Below are 15,298 nucleotides of genomic sequence, written 5' to 3' on the forward strand. Positions count from 1 at the left end.
TGATTTGGTGAGTCTTACTGACGATTTACTGGTGTGGTGTGTGTCCGGTATTTGCGGGTGTGTGTCCGGTATTTATTCGCGGTATTTATTCGGTATTTATTGTATTTGGTATTTGGTACTTAGTATTATTCGTTAACTTCCAAATCGGTAGCGGTATCCGATCCCAAACGCAATATCTGTGCTGTTGTCTGCATTAAACATGTTCTCGACGGCAGTCAACTCTATTGCCGAGTTTTCCATCTGATAGCGATAGCCAAAGGTGAACTCAGTCGATGGCTTGGAAAACTCATCTTCTCCGTTTGATACGCCCTCATGAAATGCAATTTGTCCGATCAGGTGGTGTTTTTCCAATAACTGGTAGCGATAACTTGCTCCGACTGTCCAAGTACTTGAACGATAGGGCATATCTTTGAACACGGTTGGCGTGTTGCGAAAAGTTATGGCGAGTAGGGTATCGAGAGAATGCTTGTCTCGGCGATAGCCATAGTTCATCTGGATGCCTTGTTCGAATTCTGAAGAACTGAAAACGCCGTGCTTGGTGTCGTTATAATATAGAGACCCACCAACAGAAAGCCCGTGATGTTCTTTGTTGATCAGTTGGTATTGTACGTAGCTTGTGATCGCGTGACTTAGACTCTCTCCACGGAAGTCTTGCAACTCTATGCCATACTCAGGCATATTGATGACAAATCGGTCGTTTGCCACATCCTCTCGGCCGTTTTGATCAATGCCAACCCAATCATGAAACGCGATGGTTAATCGATCTAGGTGGTTGTTGCCAGCGTAGTTCCAGCGATAGCTTAATTCTACTTGCCATTCTGAAGCGACCTGCCATTTGCCACCGACGGCGATTTGATTTTGATAATAGTCTAATTCGTAATCTGGAGTGACAGCCCAGATACTTGAAATGATACCTGTACCATAGACTTCAGCTTCGTTTTCATCCATTGAAAACCCAGAACGGAGCTGAGGTGACAAACTGTTGGTATGAAAAGGTGATTGCGTATAGCTTTGTACAGGTCCGTAATCGCTTTGACCCCACGCAGTGTTAGCGATGATTAGGGGAATGAGAGATAACAAAAACTGCCGACAAAAGATCATATAGTCATTTCAAATGCTTATGTAACTGATAAAATTATAGTTTATGATTTTGTCGTGTGCAGAGTTTGTGATCGGATATGGGCTAGATGTTGTCAATCTGGCCCACCGTGGCTGAAGGCTGAATAGGGTTGTTACAATGGATATACTTTTTCGAACCGTTCTAGTATTAACTCTGACTGTAAATTGAATTCGGCGCCAATTTCACCTGCGTATTGAGTAAAGAACTTAATGTGTGCTTCACGCCACCATTCATAGCTGAGGTCACCTTCTCCTTCTGAGCGAGCAAACTCTGCACTAACCTGATCGAAAGGGCAAACTGAAACATCTGTCAGGCGAATGATACACACTGGCTCCTGTTGCCAGTTAAGCACTACCGTGATTCGACCAACCTGAGGAAGGGGCTCTTGTTCAATATCGTAGCCTTGCTTCAGACTACAACTTGCTCTCTTCACACCTTCGTTTATCAATTTGGCGCATTCGTTGGCATTAAACTCATCAGCGCAAAAGTATTCAGCGATGGTACTTGGTATCGCTCCTCTCTGCTGAGGTGTCAAAGTGGTGAGATATTGGTCTAGGTATGTTTGTTGTTGTGGGGTCACACTGTCTTCCTTGAACAATCGCCCTCTCAATCGGAGAGGGCGATTCTATTTCATTGGGCCTAGGCGGCACTAAGATGGGTGGTAATATAAGGCAGCCATGCTTGCTGGTAAAGCGCTTTGGATTGAGCTCGCATTGTCTTAATTTGGGCGAATTCAAACTCACTGATGTCTCGACTCTCTGAAGCGGCTTGACGCTCTATTTTCTGAATGCGTTCGTAAAGGTCATGTTCTGGACCGCTTTTTACATCAGCAATGGCTTTCAGATGTAGCTGGACTTCAGCCACTATTTTGGTCTTTGGAAGCTGAACTAACAGATTCAAGTCACGATAGCCCGAAGCGCCGGGTTTCTTAAAGCGATTTTTTACCTTCACGACAGTAGTTTCACGGTTTAACACTTCATAAGCCGACATCAAGCTTTCGATGTCATTGGCAACAATCGTTGCACGGGCGAGGTCAGTAATACGTTCTGTATCCCCATCCAGTTCGTAAGCTATTTTTTGTTTTGCTCTGTCTGCCGACTTCACTCCGGCAAAGTAAGCGTCCGTTGAGGTCAACATAGCGGTGCTCTTACAGAGCATTTCTAGTTCAGCTTGAGCTTGGTGTGCTTTGCTGTAAAGAATATCGAAGTCAGAGTAGGGCTGAAGAGGAGTTGTTGGCGTAGATTGGATGCCATACAGGCCACTTAGGTTATGTTTGAATGCTTTGGAACAGACTTCGTTCTGGTTCGTTGAACGATTTTCTTCACTACCGGGTGTTGTTGGAATAGCGGCGAAAGCTGGTGCGCGGCTGAGCATTAAAAGCATCAGGGCCGTAGTTCGCAGAAATAGGCTCATTCACTCTCCTTAGATTCGTAGCGTCTTGGGTAAATGGTGCAAGAAAAGGCTCAACAGCCAAAACGTACTTATCTCTACTCTTTATATTGGGGCTTGCTGACGAATTACAATATCGTTTTTACCCCATGATCTAATTATTTGAACTCTCTCAATTTATTTGAGCGTCTGATTCGCTTATGGTTCATTCTCAAGTTGTAAATAAGTATAAACATCCAACCTGAACCTAATCTGAACGTTTTATACAGTTTGAGGGATACCACTCAGAAATGCTTTGGTATAGGCTATGAGTCAGTCACGTCAGGTAGGGAATAGAAATGAAAGATCCAGAATTTTGGCACAGTAAATGGGCATCAAACCAAATTGGTTTTCACCGCGAAGATGTCAATCCATTGTTGGTTCAGTATTGGTCCGAAACAAAACCGAGCAGAGAGGATAAAGTGTTTGTCCCACTATGCGGTAAGACAGAAGATCTTGTCTGGTTAGCGACCAAGCATGATGATGTTCAAGGCGTAGAACTGAGTAAAATTGCGGTACGCTCTTTTTTTTCTGAACATTTTTATACGCCTACCGTGACCTCAATAAGTGGGCAGCATGAATTGTATCAGTTTGATGAGCTATCTATTTACAACGGAGACATCTTTACTGCGCCGGTTCAGCCTGTCGAGATTGTGTATGATCGCGCTGCTCTCGTCGCATTGCCAGAAGAAATGCGCACTGATTACGCTCAACGAATCAAGTCATTGCTTAAACCTGGCGGTAGAATTCTGTTGGTCACTCTGGATTACCCACAGGCTGAAATGGCGGGTCCTCCATTTTCGGTCGCCGAGTCTGAAGTTCGCCAACTGTTCTCAGAATATAAAATTTCCAAACTGTATCGTGATGATGCTGATGAGAAGCACCCGAAGATAGCGAAGAAAGGCTTATCCCACTTTGCAGAAGAAGTGTATTTGATCGAGAGCGAATGATAACAGCCCCTGTGTTTGAGCGCAGGGGCTGTTATTTTAATAAACGATGTTTACCTTAGCTGCGCTGGCGAAAGCGCTTTCTATTGCTTGCTCAATGGTGTCTCTCCGAGCAATGCTCACTCCTAAGCGTCTTCGTCCGTTGATGTCAGGTTTGCCAAACAAACGTAGCTGAGTTTGCGGCTCGGCTAGAGCGTCGGTGACTCCCTCAAACTGAATATTCTCGGATTGACCTTGCCCTAAAATCACGGCAGATGCGGTTGGACCGTATTGAGTGATACCTGAAATAGGTAAGCCAGTGAAAGCGCGTACGTGCAGTGCGAATTCCGAACTGTCTTGAGACATGAGAGTGACCAAGCCAGTGTCGTGCGGGCGAGGAGAGACTTCATTGAAAATGACGGTGTCACCCTTGACGAACAGTTCGACACCGAAGGTGCCGCGGCCTCCTAATGCATTAACCACCTTACTAGCGGCATGCTGTGCGGCAGATAGGGCGGCTTGAGACATCGCTTGAGGTTGCCAAGATTCACGATAATCACCGTCTTGCTGGCGATGTCCGATCGGAGCACAAAAGTGGATGCCATCAATCGCTTTGACGGTTAATAAAGTAATCTCATAATCAAAATCGATAAAGCCTTCAACAATGACACGCCCTGCGCCTGTGCGGCCACCTTCTTGAGCGTATTGCCATGCTGCTTTTACGTCTGTCGCTGATTTAATGACACTTTGACCTTTGCCTGAAGAACTCATGATCGGTTTACACACGCATGGTATACCAACAGATTCAATGGCTTGAATGAACTCTTCATAGGAGCTTGCAAAATGGTAAGGGGAAGTATTGAGGCCAAGTTGTTCTGCTGCCATTCGCCGAATTCCTTCTCGATTCATTGTTAGGCGAGTAGCATTCGCTGTCGGAACCACATTGAGGCCATTGGCTTCAAGCTCAACCAGCTTATCTGTAGCAATTGCTTCGATTTCAGGTACTACATAATCGGGTTTTTCTTTGGCGATGAGCTGTTCTAGTGCATCACCATCAAGCATGTTCAGTGTGTAGCTACGGTGTGCTACCTGCATTGCGGGGGCATTTTCATATCGATCACAAGCGATGACCTCCAAGCCCAAACGTTGACATTCAATAGCGACTTCTTTTCCAAGCTCTCCCGAGCCTAGGAGTAAAACTCGTGTCGCATTGTTGCGAGTTGCAGTACCAAACATAGATAACCTTTAAATACGCGGATATGAAGTTGACTCGAATCATACGTATATATAGATAAAAAGCAAACGTTTGCTTTTTGTGTCGGGAGGATACAGTGCAAGACCACGAAACCTCGCTCAGCCAGCCATAGCGGAAAAAAAATTTGAAGGATGCTGCTTTCCTTATTACCGAATTTCATCAATAAGTTAGAGCTTTTGAGACCAGTGAAACTTTGATGTAACAAACAAATTATTATTGTGATTTGTATCAATAATGAGAATACTTAAGTAGAATGATGAGTTTGAGCTTATAATTCACTCAAACTATAAAATTAACAATAGTAGCCTTAGCCGATAGATGAAATACGATCCAAGCAACTCCATAAAGGTTCCAATTGATACATTGACGGTTGGAATGTTTGTTACCGCAATCGAAGATAACGAACGCGTTAATTTAGCCAATGCTGGTAGAGTCTCCTCCCAGCAAGCTATTCAGCAGCTGATCAAAAATGGAATTAGATTTGCGTGGGTGGACCAAAACCTTTCTGTCAAAGGAAGTGTCTTTAAGCCGGTGGTTGAGGAGGCTCTACCCGAAGAAAGTGCATCGACCACACCGGTAAAGCGAAAGTCTATGAGCCGGTTTTCCAAGCAAAAGCGAGCTTCAAAGATCATCCGTGAAGCGAAAGATCTGGCTCAAAAAATCCTCAACCAAACGTTTGATGATAAGTCGATTCATGTCGATGAATTGGAGGGGTGGGCCGACGACCTTATTGAAACCGTATTGATTGATTCAGATGCGTTACATTGTGTCTCTGCTTTGCGTAACAAAGACGAATACTTGCTTGAACACTCAGTCAATGTTGCAACCTTACTCGTCACCTTTGGTAAGCATCTTGATTTGCCAAAGGACACGCTTAAACAGCTTGCAATTGGCGGCATCATTCATGATGTTGGTAAAATCAAGGTCGATGACAAAGTTCTGCATAAACCTGGCAAACTCACACCTGAGGAGTTTGATCATATGAAGCTTCATCAGGTGTTTGCAGAAGAGATTATCCTAACGGTGGAGGGATTAGGAGACATCAGCCGAGATGTGTGTTTGATGCACCATGAAAAGTTAGATGGTAATGGTTACCCTAAAGGCCTGAAAGGCGAGGAAATTCCGCTGCATGGTAGAATGAGTTGTATTGTTGATATTTACGATGCCTTGACTGCCGACCGTTGTTACAAAAAAGGGATGAGTTCGGCGGAAGCGTTCAAGATAATATTGAGTTTAACGCCATTTCATCTTGATCGGGACTTGGTTTATAAGTTCATCAACTGTATCGGTGTTTATCCTGTGGGAGCATTGGTCGAGCTCAATGATGGCAGGGTGGGTATTGTTTGGACATCGAACCCAGATGAGCCCTTAAAACCAGAAGTGAAGTGTTTTTATTCGCGTAAATACAAGCGCTTTGTTGACGTTAGCTTTGTCGATATTAAAAATAGCCAGTATAAAATCGAGAGAGCGATTGCTCCGTCTAACCTAAATGTCGATCCGACTCCCTTCTTTGATGTTTGATCAGACTGCAAAAAAGGCGCTTTTTCAGCGCCTTTTAGTTTTGTGGTCTTAGATGGCCAGATACGCAACAGGAATATCTGGGTTAATTGCTTCCAGAGTTGATTGCGTGTCGGCGAGGTGACTAATAGAACCTTCAGACATTTCAACTAGCGCGGTTGTTGCAATATCGTCAAAAGATTCACCATCAAGTAAGAGTTGAATAAGTGCCACTTGTAGAGGTGGAAGACTAGGGTTAAATGCTGCGTTTTCAGCATAGGCACCTTGATACACTTTGCCGTTTTTCAGCTTGATGCTCACGCCACTTAAGTTGTGTGTATACGGCGCGTGACTCTTATTGAGCGCGCTCAGGGCTTTCAGTATCATTTCATCAGACTCTTGACACTTTTTACCGTGATCTATAGTCGCCATCAAACCGGATTTGATGCCAAGATCAGATGGACCAAAGGATTCAGGTAGGTATTCTTTTAGTGTTTTTTCATCACGTTGAGGTAGTTGGACTACCAAGCTGTCCGCCGTCGTCAGTTCGTTCATAAACTGTCGGCAGTGGCCACATGGGCTAAAGTTGATTGTGATGTCAGAGATACCTTGCTCGCCTTTCATCCAGGCATGGCTGATGGCGGATTGTTCTGCATGAACCGTTTGGCCGAGTTGGGCCCCTAAGATCTCTACGTTTGCTCCAAAGTACAGGCGTCCGGTAAGACCGCGAACAATGGCACCCACGTAGAATTTCGAGATCGGCGCATAAGAGTAAGCGGCGGCAAAAGGAAGTAGTGAGACACGCAGTTCATCGTCTTCCAAGCCGGAAATCGTTAATAGCTCTGCAAATTGTTCCGAAGAGAGCGTCGCGTCAAAATCATCCGCTAACAAAATAGGAGAAAGGAACTCTGCGACTTTAGCTGGCGCTTCAGACAGCGCTTGTTCAATGCGGCTTCTCATATTGAATCCTTGTTTAAGCAATAATAGGTATCTTGGGGCTTGCCTGAGTTACCTGTTTAGAGTGGCTTGCCCTGATACTGGTATTACATTTTATGTAACACGGAGAACTTTTCTGAGATTTGAATCACATAAAAGTATGTAATGAATTTTGTTATTTCATAATTAGAGTGAGCTCACACATGATAACGATTGCACTCTTCGATAAAGTGATGTGCGTCGGAATGCGAGGATAAGCAACCCGACGCAATAGTTATGCTGCTAGCCAGATAGCCAGCGCAAAGAATGAGGGGGCGAGGATGGAGGTGATCACACCACAAACTACCAGTGCTAAAGAACTGAAGGCGGCATCTTGAGCGTCTTTTTCGGCACAAGTCGCGGTTCCTAAGGCGTGTGAGACCGTACCCATAGTCAACCCTTTAGCAATAGGGTGTGTAATGTTAAGCCAGTTGTATATAGGGTAAGCCAAGATGGCGCCAAACAGGCCAACCAGCAAAACCAGAATAGCGGCAATAGCCGGCTCCCCGCCAAGATGGCTCGACACTTCCATTGCGATGGGAGTCGTAACCGACTTGCCAAGTAGACTAGCGATCAAAGAGAGATCCGTTTGCATGTAGGAGGCAATAACGGTGGCTGTTAGCATCGACATGATGCTGCCGACACCACACGCCAACATAATGATCCGCCAGTTAGCGCGTATCTGTGGCAGTTGTTCATACAGAGGGTAAGCGAGGGCAACCACAGCAGGTTGGAGTAGGAAATTAATCCATTTGTTGTCGTCGTAATAAGTTTCAAACGGCACATGAAGATAGGTAAGCAACGGAATCATGACCGCTAAACTGATTAACAGAGGGTTCATAAAAGGGCTACTGACCTTTTGGCATAGCCAGCGCGCAGATAGGAAAACGATAATCGTCACCACTAGCCACATTATTGGTTACCTCGCTTTAGCATTCTATCCAACATCAGTCCAAGCACAACGATGACGATCAATGTGCCTCCAACGGCACTAGCGAGAATGGGCAGGGCATTGTTGTAAAGCAGATCGAAATGCTCCATGAGTCCGACGCTGATCGGTACAAACAGAAGTACCATGTAGCGAATAAACAACGTGGCGCTTGGGCGTACCCACTCAACAGGTACTAGGCCACTCGCAAGGAGAGCGAATAGGATAAGCATACCGATAATGCTTCCCGGAATAGAGATATCTAGAAGGTTTTGAAGGTTCATGCCTGCCATAAGACAGAGTAAAATCAGCCCCATAGATACGACGTATTTAAGCAAGGTTTTCGCCATAGGTAGTGTCGTCCAAATTTTATCAACGTTTGCGTATGTGAAATCGCTGAACCTCAGATTCAGTATGTTCACAGGCCTCGATCAAGGTGGTAGTTGTTATTGTATGATGAGGCCTAGATGTTATAGGGTGCAGGCAATAAGTTGTTAAGATACTAGTTTTTGAACGTATTGGTAAACAGATTTTAAGACAGCTATCTTTTTATCGTCACTCTCATGTTCGTGAACTAAGTTTTCTAAATTCAGCATGTAGTCCTCAATTCGACTTTCGAAGTACTCGCGGCAGTGAACCGCCCATTTTTTTTGTTCCATCTCGTCTAATGTCCCCGGGAAATGTCTTGCCCGGTAACGAAATAGAAGTGGAGCAATTCTTTCATCACAGAACGCTATATCAAGGGCAGAAAGGTTGTTTGGTTCAGTCTCTCGTATGATGTCCATTGATTTTTTTGCCGCAGGAGAGAAGAAACTGTCGTAAAGCATGGTGTCGACATCATCGCTCTTTTCGTATTCTCGCTCGATGCTGTATAGCGAATTGAGTTTTTCTCTAATTTCTGGGTGTTGTCTTAGTCGTTCAAGGTTTTGTAAACACTGTTCTCTATCAATGCCTATGTTAGCTGCATTTTCGGCCGTTAGTGTTTTAGCTGGCGCCAAAATAGGACACTTGTTGAGATGGATAAGTTTGACTGGCACAGGTAGCTCGTCTTGGCCAAGCTCAGAGTGTTTGGTGTAGAGGCGTTGATTCAACTGTTCAACATCTAAATCCAATAACGGCTGAGGATCTTTCGCTAGATCGACAACAATCACTGCGTTCTGATTGGTTGGATGCCAAGCGACTGGCACCACCCAACTGGTGTAATTGCATTCACGCCCCAACATCCCCGATACGTGCATAAGCGGCGTCATATTGACGATATCAACCAGTTCGTTGAGTTTACGTTTGTGGCGCATGCTAAGGAAATAATCAAACAGCTTAGGTTGAGCAGCTTTGACCTTTTTGGCCATTTCGATCGTTGCTATAACGTCGGCCATTGCATCGTGTGCATTCTCGTGCTCAATGCCATTGGCCACCGATAAGTGCTCTAGCTTGAAACTAGTAAAGCCTTCTTCATTCTCCGGCCAGGTAACGCCCTCTGGACGAAGCGCATGACAGGCGCGCATAACATCAAGCAAGTCCCAACGAGAGTTGCCATTTTGCCAGCTCCAGGCATATGGATCGATGAAATTTCGGTAGCAGGTGTAGCGTGTCACTTCATCATCAAACCGAATGCTGTTGTAGCCTAAGTTGATGGTGTTTGGCGTAGACAACTGCTCATGAATTTTGGCAATAAATTCCGGCTCTGGTAGCCCTTTACTAACTGCTGTTTGAGGCGTGATACCAGTAATAAGCGCAGCTTCAGGCGATGGAAGATAGTCTGAAGGTGGTTGGCAGTAGATAACAAGAGGCTCACCGATAATATTGAAGTCCATATCGGTGCGTACACCCGCAAACTGGGACGGTCTGTCTTTTGCTGGGCTGGTTCCCCACGTTTCATAATCAAAAAAGAAGAATGTGGGCTGTTCGGTATTGTTCATAGCATTATTATTTTGTTGGTAATTCTTCAAATCAAGCCTTGTAAATTAGTCGATTAGCGCTAGTCATGTTGCTGTATTTTGATTTGAATATTTTAGTTTTTGCACGTTTTACATTTGCACTTGCGTCTAAATATGTGTCCAAATTCTGTAAGTGCTGTGCCCTAATTCTTAAGACATACAAATTGAGCATCACTGATAAGCAACTAAAGGCGATTGCTAAGCAATCTGAGTATAGCGGCCGAGCAGAATTGAGTGACGGTGAAGGGCTCATTGCGAAAATATCGCCCAAAGCAAACATCACTTTCAATACCGTTGCAGGTTCAATGGTAAAAACAAACGCATCCGTAGCAGGAAGTATCCGATAATCAGCCTTAAGAATGCAAGGCAAATCCACAAAAGGATGCTTGAGCTGAAACAAGAGGGCAGAACCCCTGCAATTGCCCTAACCGGTGAAACAGACTTCGTCAAAGTCATTTAGAAGTCATTTAGGGACAGGCACTATAAACTTATGGTTAACCCCATAATTAACCATCACCTGGGCTCCGGTCGGCGTTGTTATTGACTTCCAACTATCTTTAGTGTCTTTCCACCCCAACTTTGAAGAACCCTAAATGCTTCCTCAAGAAATACTTTGGGTGTGTGTCCTGAATTTAGAATTTATTATTCAAGGTGAGTAAGGTGTTGGCGAAATCCGGGCACCTTTGACGGTCTCGTTCAAAACCCCATTGATGGCGCCTGTGGGTTGGGGTGAATGAACGTACCTTTAGAGTCAACATGGATTTTAAATGAATCTAGTTGATTTTATTTACAGTTTTTATGATTTCGATTTAGTATGTCTCCCCCTCCCCAAAAAAGGAAAGTTCATGCTTAAGAAGGCCTTGGCATGTTTAATCGCCACTACTATTAGCCAAGTTCACGCCGGGTCCTACCACTGCCAAAAGGAAAAACTGTTTAACGATCCGCTCGTTCGTTTACCGATTGCGGTTAAATTTGGTTGTTTAGATAAAGCTAAAGAATTTATCAAACTGGGCGACAACCCTGATAATCGAGATTTGTACAACATCACGCCTCTGATGCATGCGGCTCGAGGACATAGCGCCACCACGATGCTTCAACACCGAGGAGAGAGCCCCTTACTGATCGAAGATTTGATCAAGGCGAAAGCGCAACTCAATTTAGTGGATAACGATGGTGTAACGGCGCTGATGTATGCCGCCCTCGAGAATAATGCTTATGTGGCCGAGAAACTGATTGCCGCTAAGGCCGATCTCAATGTGCAAGATCATTCGGGCATGACGGCCATGCTGTACGCCAGCACACAAAGGGACGCCGCCATTGCAGAGCAACTGATTGATGCGAACGCTGACTTAACGATTCAGGACTATCATAGAGGCTGGACAGCCCTCATGTATGCCAGTCAAAAGGGGCGGACTGAGATTGTAGAAAAGCTAATTGCAGCCAATGTAGATCTTGATATCAAAGACAATCAAAGCGCTGCACGTACGGCCTTGATACTTGCAAGTTACAGCGGAAAAATTGATGTTGTAGACGCGTTACTGAAAGCAAATGCGAAAACCTATATACGGGATTCGACGGGCTATTCCGCTTTAGATTATGCAAAAATAAACAACAGTCGCAAAATAGTGGCGCTTTTTAGCCAATACAGGCAATCCATTGATATCAAAAACTTGCCAGTCGAACCAGAAATTTGTCGTCATACTCGCACTCAACAAGAAAAACCTGCGCTCATTTATGCGGTTGACAATGACTGCGCCCAGACAGTAAAAACATTGTTAGCGGAAGGCGCAGAGACTGAAGTCACCAATCAGTATGGTCGAACGGCTCTGATGGCCGCCAGTTTACAGCGCCATGCCGTCATTGCCAAATTGTTGATCGAGGCAGGGGCAAACGTGAAAGCGTTGTCTAACGGCGGCAGTACTCCTATTGGTGAAGCCGCAAGAGCAGGCGCTGCCGAGATTATTGAGCTACTCGTACAAGCAGGGGTTAATATCGAGACGCTTAACAAAGATGGAGAAACCCCGTTAGTGGCGGCGAGTCTCTACGGGTGGCCATCGGCGATTGAAACACTGCTTAAACTCGGGGCCAACACAAGCGCTACCGATCGCCATGGTCGAGAGCCTATTTTTATCGCCAGTGCCCGTGGTCACCTCGAAGCAGTCAGAGAATTTCTCAATGCCAAGGTGGATATTGATCGACAAGATGCTGACGGAAGAACCGCGCTTATGGAAGCCAGTGATCGTTCAAAAGCGGATGTCGTGAGAGCGCTGATTAAGGCAGGAGCCGACACCGGGCTCAAAGATAAAGAAGGGGACACCGCGATATCCTTAGCCCGAACGCGAACAAATAACCCAATGGTAATGAGATGGTTATCAAACGCCGAGTATGTAAAGCTCTATCCGAAAATTCAAGAGTTGGTGGTGGCCAGTACGCCCTTATCTGATCCAAAACTTTCCGCACTGATGGATCAGGTGGTCAATCTTGCGCCGAGGCAAAAACGCAGTCGTTTTTCCTCTCTCTACCTGCAAGATCGAGAGGGGTTATCATCCTTACCTCATGATCCAAACGAATTTCAAGACTACTACTGGTGGTAAGCGTCGATACAAGGCGCGACCAATGGGGGACAGGCACGGCTTCAGTTCTTTTTCTAGTCTTTTGGTGTGTGTCCTGAATTTACCCATTTTGGTGTGTGTCCTGAATTTATCCTGAATTTATCTTGAATTTATCTGAATTTAGGGGCTCTGTACGAAAAAATCTATTCACAAGCGCCAACGTATTATTCGTTGGCGACCACTCAATAAGTTACGCCATCTATTTTTGTGTCGAGAATCTTGCCTGATAAGGCGTTAATTCACTCCCTTCCATCGTTAAGGGAGCGTATAGATTAGGTCTACGACCTCTGATCCAGCGTCTGCCTGTACACATATTTAGATCTTTCCCATTGAGATCGGCAATAACCATATCATTATCGATGCAGTCAGTTTCAGCGATAATTTCACCATAGGGATTGAGCACCATCGCGTTCCCCGTTCTAACTTCATCCATATCAACCCCAACACCGTTACTAAATATCAGGAACATACCATTGTCATGGGCACGCGCGGGTAGCCAACGCAACAACCATTTTCTTCCTTTAGAACCTTGCATTTCAGAACGAATCGAATCTGGATCTTGGTGACGATTATGCCAAAGTTGGGGATCAATCAACCCCATCGCATTAGGGCTGCGAGAGTTTGTTCCGCCTGTTTGATGAGGCGCGACTAGTATATCAGCCCCTTTTAATGCTGTTATTCGAACATTCTCGACTAAATTATTATCCCAGCAAATCAGGATTCCTAAACGGCATCCATGTGGTGTATCAAATACAGTGTATTCATTGCCACTTTTCATGTGTTCGCTGACAAACGTATGCAGCTTTCTGTGTTTGGATATCTGGCCATCAGGCATTGCCATTACGTAAGAATTGTAGAGATTTCCGTGCTTGTCCTTTTCAATTAAACCTGCGCCGATGCTGATTTGGTATTGCTCAGACATTTTTAGCAAGCGTTGAGACGTTTCTCCTTGTGGAATGAACTCGGACAAATCATTGATCTCAGATTTCTTGAGTTTCGAAACATGCCAATAACCAGTCACACACATTTCAGGGAAGACGATAATTTTTACCCCTTGTTTAGCTGCCTCTTCTACGTAACTTTGAATGACCGATAAGTTGTAGTTTTTGTCGTTCGGATGGTGGTTAAATTGGACAGTAGCAACACGGATATCTTTCATAATTGTTCCTTTACTTAGTGAATATCAACTATTTTAAAAAGCTCCTTTGATTCCGTATAATGAATAAAATTCCTATAATTAATGAGAACATGGAATGGATGTTGTCGATTTACGCACATTTTGCCAGTTAGCGATGGATGGTAACTATCGAGTAGCTTCAGAGCACTTACACATCACTCAGTCAGCTTTAACTAAGAAGATTCAGCGCCTTGAAGCTTTTTGTGGAGTAGTTTTATTTGAGAGAGGAAGACAAGGGGCCAGTCTAACTGCGGCAGGCGCAGCTCTTTTACCTGAAGCGCAACGAATTGTATCGAGTTTTGAATCGTATAAGTCTCTAACTCAACGAGTCGCCAAGGGAGTTGCAGGAACTCTCAATATAGGTTTTGGTATATCTTCCTACTACCTTGCACCAGATTACATAGCCAAGTTTAAAAAATACTACCCAGAGATCCACATTACACTTAACGATATACCATCTCAAAAGCAGTCAGAATTGCTACTTCAGGGGGATCTTCATCTCAGTTTTAGTCGACTACCAACTGTAGCTCCGCTGAAGGGCATGAAGCTCTGTAAAGATCACTTAGTGCTTGCGACGCACAAAAGTCAAATTATAGACAAGAACAAACTGTGGTTTTTGTTAGATTCAATCGATTATTTACAGCTTAACCCTGAGCGAGGTAAGGGGCTAAGCCGACAAATAAACATGCTAGTGGAAGAGCATGAGAAAACACTGAATGTAGTTCAGGAGGCCGATGATATTCAAACACTGTTGGCACTCGTATCAGCAAATTTGGGCTTCACTATTGTCCCTGCAAGTGTAAAGCATATTGCGAATGAGAATGTTGCCTTTTGGGAGCTGTCTGGGGTAAATAGCTCTTGGGATGTTGGCCTAATTTGGAATGAGCAGTTAGAGAGCTTTGCAAAAGATAACTTCATTCAATTTGTAGAGAAGATGCAAATTGAACGTCTTTGATTCTATAGGTTTGATGAAACTCATATTTGTACAAAAGCGCCCTAAATCGTTCGTCACATCTTGGTAAGCTTTACTTTCTTGGTGGGGTATCTCTTCTCAGCCTTAAACAATAGCAGCCGTTTTCTGTGACGGCCTTGTCTAAACCTCATCCTTTACTCGACACATTGTTAACACACCTCTTTACAAGGTACTGATTTTTGGCCACTTAATCGGCCTGCGCGCTGAAAGCGTTGACTCTTCTAAACCCCAGCGATATCCTGCAACAGCACTGGCAAAATCCAGTGTCGGGATTCGTACCCCGCCTCAATTCACTAGTCGCATAGAGCGTCAGCAAAACGCTGCTCTCTATGTGCTGCCTTGGCGCACCTGTAGAAAACGGATTGGTTTTTGTTTGAACAATCCGGTTGGTATTACGGTGAGCTGGGCGAGGCAGCCTAGGCTGGCCGTTTACTAGTGAGCGGTAGTACGAACCTTGTTCAGTTCACCAC

General features: G+C 44.7%; 15 protein-coding genes. 6 read left to right on the plus strand and 9 right to left on the minus strand.

What is annotated here, in order from left to right:
• Nucleotides 1–132: 132 nt before the first annotated feature.
• From TW84_RS22675 to TW84_RS22685, 3 genes are all read right to left on the minus strand, one after another.
• A complete protein-coding gene (locus TW84_RS22675; protein ID WP_045977877.1) occupies nucleotides 133–1,101 on the minus strand; it encodes a DUF3187 family protein in 969 nt (322 codons plus the stop codon).
• 131 nt (nucleotides 1,102–1,232) lie between these two features.
• The gene (locus tag TW84_RS22680) at nucleotides 1,233–1,700 is read right to left on the minus strand and encodes an ASCH domain-containing protein (protein WP_045977878.1); all 468 of its coding nucleotides are present in this window, start codon (nucleotides 1,698–1,700) and stop codon (nucleotides 1,233–1,235) included.
• A gap of 59 nt (nucleotides 1,701–1,759) precedes the next feature.
• Complete coding sequence (locus TW84_RS22685; RefSeq protein ID WP_045977879.1) at nucleotides 1,760–2,533, minus strand: nucleotidyltransferase family protein; 774 nt, start codon at nucleotides 2,531–2,533, stop codon at nucleotides 1,760–1,762.
• A 314-nt stretch (nucleotides 2,534–2,847) separates the two neighbouring features.
• Between TW84_RS22685 and TW84_RS22690 the strand changes: the two genes are divergently transcribed.
• Nucleotides 2,848–3,498, plus strand: a complete 651-nt coding sequence (locus tag TW84_RS22690; protein ID WP_045977880.1) for a thiopurine S-methyltransferase — start codon at nucleotides 2,848–2,850, stop codon at nucleotides 3,496–3,498.
• Between the two features lie 36 nt (nucleotides 3,499–3,534).
• Here the strand turns inward: TW84_RS22690 and purT are convergent, their stop codons facing one another.
• Nucleotides 3,535–4,710, minus strand: coding sequence for a formate-dependent phosphoribosylglycinamide formyltransferase (gene purT, locus TW84_RS22695; RefSeq protein WP_045977881.1), 1,176 nt, complete (start codon nucleotides 4,708–4,710; stop codon nucleotides 3,535–3,537).
• A 337-nt stretch (nucleotides 4,711–5,047) separates the two neighbouring features.
• Here purT and TW84_RS22700 point away from each other — a divergent pair, with 337 nt between their 5' ends.
• Nucleotides 5,048–6,250 carry a cyclic di-GMP phosphodiesterase gene (locus TW84_RS22700; RefSeq protein WP_045977882.1) on the plus strand — a complete coding sequence of 401 codons (1,203 nt, stop codon included), beginning with the start codon at nucleotides 5,048–5,050 and terminating at the stop codon, nucleotides 6,248–6,250.
• A 48-nt stretch (nucleotides 6,251–6,298) separates the two neighbouring features.
• Here TW84_RS22700 and cdd read toward each other — a convergent pair whose 3' ends face one another.
• From cdd to sbcB, 4 genes are all read right to left on the minus strand, one after another.
• Complete coding sequence (gene cdd / locus TW84_RS22705) at nucleotides 6,299–7,186, minus strand: cytidine deaminase (protein ID WP_045977883.1); 888 nt, start codon at nucleotides 7,184–7,186, stop codon at nucleotides 6,299–6,301.
• A gap of 250 nt (nucleotides 7,187–7,436) precedes the next feature.
• Nucleotides 7,437–8,114, minus strand: coding sequence for a CidB/LrgB family autolysis modulator (locus TW84_RS22710; protein WP_045977884.1), 678 nt, complete (start codon nucleotides 8,112–8,114; stop codon nucleotides 7,437–7,439).
• On the minus strand, nucleotides 8,114–8,479 hold the full coding sequence (locus tag TW84_RS22715; protein WP_045977890.1) for a CidA/LrgA family protein: 366 nt from the start codon (nucleotides 8,477–8,479) through the stop codon (nucleotides 8,114–8,116). The genes TW84_RS22710 and TW84_RS22715 overlap by 1 nt, the downstream gene beginning before the upstream one ends.
• 144 nt (nucleotides 8,480–8,623) lie before the next feature.
• Nucleotides 8,624–10,048: an exodeoxyribonuclease I gene (gene sbcB, locus TW84_RS22720; RefSeq protein WP_045977885.1), complete on the minus strand. Its 1,425-nt coding sequence runs from the start codon at nucleotides 10,046–10,048 to the stop codon at nucleotides 8,624–8,626.
• A gap of 182 nt (nucleotides 10,049–10,230) precedes the next feature.
• Here sbcB and TW84_RS25155 point away from each other — a divergent pair, with 182 nt between their 5' ends.
• The 3 genes from TW84_RS25155 (at nucleotide 10,231) to TW84_RS22730 (ending at nucleotide 12,660) form a co-directional block, all read left to right on the plus strand.
• A complete protein-coding gene (locus TW84_RS25155; protein ID WP_240478220.1) occupies nucleotides 10,231–10,413 on the plus strand; it encodes a hypothetical protein in 183 nt (60 codons plus the stop codon).
• On the plus strand, nucleotides 10,389–10,526 hold the full coding sequence (locus tag TW84_RS25290; RefSeq protein WP_338061765.1) for a hypothetical protein: 138 nt from the start codon (nucleotides 10,389–10,391) through the stop codon (nucleotides 10,524–10,526). Before TW84_RS25155 ends, TW84_RS25290 begins: the two co-directional genes overlap by 25 nt.
• Before the next feature lie 385 nt (nucleotides 10,527–10,911).
• Nucleotides 10,912–12,660: an ankyrin repeat domain-containing protein gene (locus TW84_RS22730; RefSeq protein WP_045977887.1), complete on the plus strand. Its 1,749-nt coding sequence runs from the start codon at nucleotides 10,912–10,914 to the stop codon at nucleotides 12,658–12,660.
• A gap of 217 nt (nucleotides 12,661–12,877) precedes the next feature.
• Here TW84_RS22730 and TW84_RS22735 read toward each other — a convergent pair whose 3' ends face one another.
• On the minus strand, nucleotides 12,878–13,840 hold the full coding sequence (locus TW84_RS22735) for a nitrilase family protein (RefSeq protein ID WP_205622512.1): 963 nt from the start codon (nucleotides 13,838–13,840) through the stop codon (nucleotides 12,878–12,880).
• A 91-nt stretch (nucleotides 13,841–13,931) separates the two neighbouring features.
• Here TW84_RS22735 and TW84_RS22740 point away from each other — a divergent pair, with 91 nt between their 5' ends.
• A complete protein-coding gene (locus tag TW84_RS22740) occupies nucleotides 13,932–14,810 on the plus strand; it encodes a LysR family transcriptional regulator (RefSeq protein ID WP_045977889.1) in 879 nt (292 codons plus the stop codon).
• Nucleotides 14,811–15,298 lie beyond the last annotated feature (488 nt).

This window comes from Vibrio neptunius (assembly GCF_000967495.1).
GTDB classification, from domain to species: domain Bacteria; phylum Pseudomonadota; class Gammaproteobacteria; order Enterobacterales; family Vibrionaceae; genus Vibrio; species Vibrio neptunius.

Bases quoted from the DNA above. Each gene is read 5' to 3' on its own strand.
- TW84_RS22675 (WP_045977877.1), bottom strand. From the start codon at position 1,101: ATGATCTTTTGTCGGCAGTTTTTGTTATCTCTCATTCCCCTAATCATC.
- TW84_RS22685 (WP_045977879.1), bottom strand. From the start codon at position 2,533: ATGAGCCTATTTCTGCGAACTACGGCCCTGATGCTTTTAATGCTCAGC.
- TW84_RS22690 (WP_045977880.1), top strand. From the start codon at position 2,848: ATGAAAGATCCAGAATTTTGGCACAGTAAATGGGCATCAAACCAAATT.
- purT (WP_045977881.1), bottom strand. From the start codon at position 4,710: ATGTTTGGTACTGCAACTCGCAACAATGCGACACGAGTTTTACTCCTA.
- TW84_RS22700 (WP_045977882.1), top strand. From the start codon at position 5,048: ATGAAATACGATCCAAGCAACTCCATAAAGGTTCCAATTGATACATTG.
- cdd (WP_045977883.1), bottom strand. From the start codon at position 7,186: ATGAGAAGCCGCATTGAACAAGCGCTGTCTGAAGCGCCAGCTAAAGTC.
- TW84_RS22710 (WP_045977884.1), bottom strand. From the start codon at position 8,114: ATGTGGCTAGTGGTGACGATTATCGTTTTCCTATCTGCGCGCTGGCTA.
- TW84_RS22715 (WP_045977890.1), bottom strand. From the start codon at position 8,479: ATGGCGAAAACCTTGCTTAAATACGTCGTATCTATGGGGCTGATTTTA.
- sbcB (WP_045977885.1), bottom strand. From the start codon at position 10,048: ATGAACAATACCGAACAGCCCACATTCTTCTTTTTTGATTATGAAACG.
- TW84_RS22730 (WP_045977887.1), top strand. From the start codon at position 10,912: ATGCTTAAGAAGGCCTTGGCATGTTTAATCGCCACTACTATTAGCCAA.
- TW84_RS22740 (WP_045977889.1), top strand. From the start codon at position 13,932: ATGGATGTTGTCGATTTACGCACATTTTGCCAGTTAGCGATGGATGGT.